The 3,618-nt window shown below is 64.0% G+C and carries 4 protein-coding genes; all 4 read right to left on the bottom strand.

The window, feature by feature from the left end; genetic code table 11:
* The coding region (locus EN969_RS21620) for an extracellular solute-binding protein (RefSeq protein ID WP_127419374.1) at positions 1–754 on the bottom strand (754 nt) is incomplete at its 3' end.
* Positions 755–816: 62 nt separating this feature from the next.
* Positions 817–1,476, bottom strand: a complete 660-nt coding sequence (locus EN969_RS21615) for a GntR family transcriptional regulator (protein ID WP_063167949.1) — start codon at positions 1,474–1,476, stop codon at positions 817–819.
* A gap of 23 nt (positions 1,477–1,499) precedes the next feature.
* Positions 1,500–2,384 (bottom strand): dihydrodipicolinate synthase family protein, encoded by an 885-nt coding sequence (locus EN969_RS21610; RefSeq protein ID WP_063167950.1) that lies wholly within the window; start codon positions 2,382–2,384, stop codon positions 1,500–1,502.
* 146 nt (positions 2,385–2,530) lie between these two features.
* Positions 2,531–3,618, bottom strand: a 1,088-nt coding sequence (gene dprA / locus EN969_RS21605) for a DNA-processing protein DprA (RefSeq protein ID WP_127308172.1), incomplete at its 5' end; no start/stop codon positions are given.

Genomic DNA, 3,618 nt, shown 5'->3' with positions numbered 1-3,618 from the left:
GGTAGAGCCCGGCGGCCTCGATCGCCTCGGGCGACGTCGTGCGCAGCTTGCCCTGAGCGTCGAGTGGCGTCATGTCGTAGCCGAGCATGAGCGATGTCCACACCGGCGTGTTGGCGTTCTTGATGCCGCGGGCGACGAAACCATAAGTATTGGTCGACGGGTCGGTCAGCGCCTCGGCCGCGGCCACCAGCTGCTCGAAGGTTTCGGGATATTTGAGGCCCTTGGCCTCGAACAACTCCTTGTTCCAGTAAACGATCCAGTAGTCGACCGAGAAGGGCAGCGAGCGCAGCACGCCCTGACCGTCCTTGGCGAACAGCATGCCGGCGTCGGCGAAATCGTTTTCGACCAGACCCGGATCGGTAAGGGTGGGGTCGGCGAGATAGCCTGATATGTCGGCAAGCCAGCCGCCTTTTTCGAACTGCCGCTTCTGCACATGGTAGCTCAGATGCACGACGTCGAAGCTCGGCTTGCCGGAGCTCAATTCGATCACCGTCTTCTGGCGCTGCTGCTGCTCAGGCGTTGCCTCGGCATTGACCTTGATCCCGGTCAACTCCTCGAACTCGGCGAGATATTTTATCAGGGTGTCGCTGCGCGGGCTTTTCACCAGATTGACGTCGAGCGTCGTGCCGGCAAAGCGCTTCCAGTCGACGGCCGCGGCAAAGCCTGGGCGAACACCCACAAGGCCGGCGGCGGCAAGTGCCGCGGTTCCCTGGAGGAGTTGCCTCCTGGTTGGGTTGAACAGATTGGACGACATTTCTTCCTCCCGGTTGCTGTCGTTGTCGAATGCGTCGCGACCGCGACGCGGCTCATGCTTCCTCAGATTTGCAGCGCCAGCCGGCGCGCCTTGTCGATGTGCAGGCTGATCGCCTCGACCGCCTTCTGCGGGTCGCGGCTTTCCATGGCTTCGATGACCGCAAGGTGCTCACGCATGACCGGCACGACGCGCCCGTCGATGCGGAAGCGCTCCTGATGGATCAGCCGGATCTTCACCGAGTTGACCAGATAGGCCTTGGCGATGATCTCGTTGCCCAGCGCATCGATGAAAGTGTCGTGCATCGCCCAGTCGATGCTCTGCGCCCTGGCTTCCATTTCCGGCGTCGGCGCCTGCGAAAGGGCTTGAGCCAGCATCTCCTCGTGTTCACGCCGCAGGCGGGCAAGTTCGTCATCGGAAGCGCTGACGGTGAACAGCGCCACCGCTTCGCGTTCCATGAACAGGCGGAACTGAAAAGCCTCGCGGATCAGGCTGATGTCGATATGGGCGATCTGCATGCCGCGCTGCGGGATCGTCGTCAGAAGCCCTTCGGCCTCGAGACGCGGCACGATTTCGCGAATGGCGCCGAGCGGCAGACCGGTGAAGGCGACCAGTTCGCGCTGCGATACGAACTGGCCCGGCAGCAGATCGCGGGCCAGCAAATGCCGCGTGAAGCTGGCATAGGCTTTTTCCCTAAGCGTGGTCGGCTCGCTGCCGTCTTCCATTTCAGCGCGTATCCCTTTGCCGGTCAGGCTGATTCCCTGGCAAACAGCCCATCATAGGCGTCAGCCAGCTGTTGTCGCCCCTGCGAACCGATCGGCTCCAGCGGCGGACGGACCGCCAGCCAGCGGTCGTCGCCGGTTTTGCGCGCCACCATGACCTTCACCGCCGGCGTTACCGGGTGTTTGAGCAATTCGAGCACGAAACGCTCGACGCGTGTGTCGTCGCGCCCGTCCCCGGCCATGGCCCGGATTTCGCTGGTAACGAAATTGGCCATGCCGGAGATTGCGCCTTGAGCACCAATTCGCACGGCTCGTGCCAGATGCCGCTCGTCACCGATCAAGATCACCAGATCGCCATGGGCGCCGAGCAGCGCCTCGCTGTAGTCCCAATCCCCGCCGGAATCCTTGACCCCCGCAATGACATCCGGAAAAGCCGTACGCAATCGGCCGATCAGGTCAAGCGAGAGCTGCACCATGGTGACCGACGGAATGTTGTAGAGCAGAACGCCACGGGCGAGGGGACCGAGCACGGCAAAGACAGTGGAAAACCAGCCGAAAAGACCATCGTCGCCGACATTCTTGAAGTAGCTCGGCGGCGCCAGCAGAATGTTGCGGGCGCCGCGCTGCAAGGCATGCCGGGCCTGCTCAGCGGCGTCTTCGGCCGCATCGACCAGCACGCCGGCAACAAGCTGATGCGGCAGGATGCCGGCAGCCAGCATGGCTTCGGTCACCGACCGCCGCTCCCCGGTGCCAACCGATGCGCCTTCGCCGGTGGTGCCAAAAAGCGTAACACTGGTGCACCCCTCCGCCAGGCAACGCTTGGCCTGGGCGACCATGAGGGCGGTGGCGATCTGCCCGGAGGCATCGAAAGGCGTGGCGAGGGCGGCCGAAAGGCCAAAACGTGATGTCACCGGGAGTCTCCGAAAAGAAGTTCGAAGGCAGTGATATCTCACTAACATGTCAGTTGTAAATCTGGTTGGTGCGTTTTTTCTGTCCCCGGATGACGTGGGCGAATCTTCTTGCTGGGAAGCGAACAGCGTCACACCGGAGGTGTCGGTCAGACAGAAGAATCCCCAAACACCAGCGAAACATGTCCTCCCGCATGGCGTTCTAGCCGGCCGGCGAGGTCGAGTTCCAGCAGCACCATGAACACTTGGGCCGGGTGCAGGCCAGTGTGGCGGATGATCTCGTCGACCGAGACGGGCGTCGGGCCGAGCGCCTCGATGACTCGGGCGCGATCGCTTTCGCCGGGCGGTGGTGCGGCCAAGAAGTCGGGCGGCTCTTCGAACGGCGGCACGTCGGGCGCCCGCATGCCGGTCAGCGGCGCGATTGCCCTGGAAATATCCGATGCCTCGGTGACCAGGGTGGCGCCATCCTTGAGCAGGCCATTGGCGCCGGCGGCGCGTGGATCGAGCGGTGAGCCCGGTACAGCGAAGACCAGTCGGCCCATTTCGCCGGCAAGCCTGGCGCTGATCAGGGACCCAGAGCGTTGCGCTGCCTCGACCACCACCAGCCCAAGGACCGCACCCGCGACAAGGCGGTTGCGGCGCGGAAAATCCTGAGCGCGCGGCTGCCAGCCGAACGGCATCTCCGAAATGATGGCGCCACGCTCGGCAATCTCTTCGCACAGGCCTGCATTTTCAGGCGGATAAGGCTGGTCGAGGCCGCCGGCCAGCACGCTGATCGTGCCGGTCGCAAGACTGCCCTGATGCGCCGCTGTGTCGATGCCGCGCGCCAGGCCGGAGACGATTGCGTAGCCGTCGCGGCCGAGGTCGGCTGCCAGCATGCGCGCCATCTTGATGCCGGCCAGCGACGCGTTGCGTGCCCCGACTATGGCGACACCCGGCAGCCGGAAAACAGCTGCGTTGCCCTTTACCGCCAGCAGGGGCGGCGGATGATCCATGTTGCGCAAGAGGGGTGGGTAGTCTGCTTCACCGATGCCGACAAAGCGGGCGCCGGCCTTTCCAGCTGTTTCCAGTTCGGCCTCGGCCTCGGCAACGGACGGGATGCGGGCGATCCGGATGGCGCCGCCCGAAATCATCAGTTCCGGCAGTATTTCAAGCGCCGCTTCGGCTGAGCCGAAGCGGTTGATCAGGTCGCGAAAGGAGGCAGGGCCGACATTCTGGGTGCGGATCAGTCGTAGCC

This window comes from Mesorhizobium sp. M7A.F.Ca.CA.003.01.2.1, from assembly GCF_003998945.1.
Taxonomy (GTDB): Bacteria; Pseudomonadota; Alphaproteobacteria; order Rhizobiales; family Rhizobiaceae; genus Mesorhizobium; species Mesorhizobium ciceri.
The sequence above is the reverse complement of the archived record's forward strand: the minus strand, read 5'-3'. Positions and strand labels throughout refer to the sequence as shown.

Coding starts and splice junctions, on each gene's coding strand:
- EN969_RS21615 (WP_063167949.1), bottom strand. CDS start 1,476: ATGGAAGACGGCAGCGAGCCGACCACGCTTAGGGAAAAAGCCTATGCC.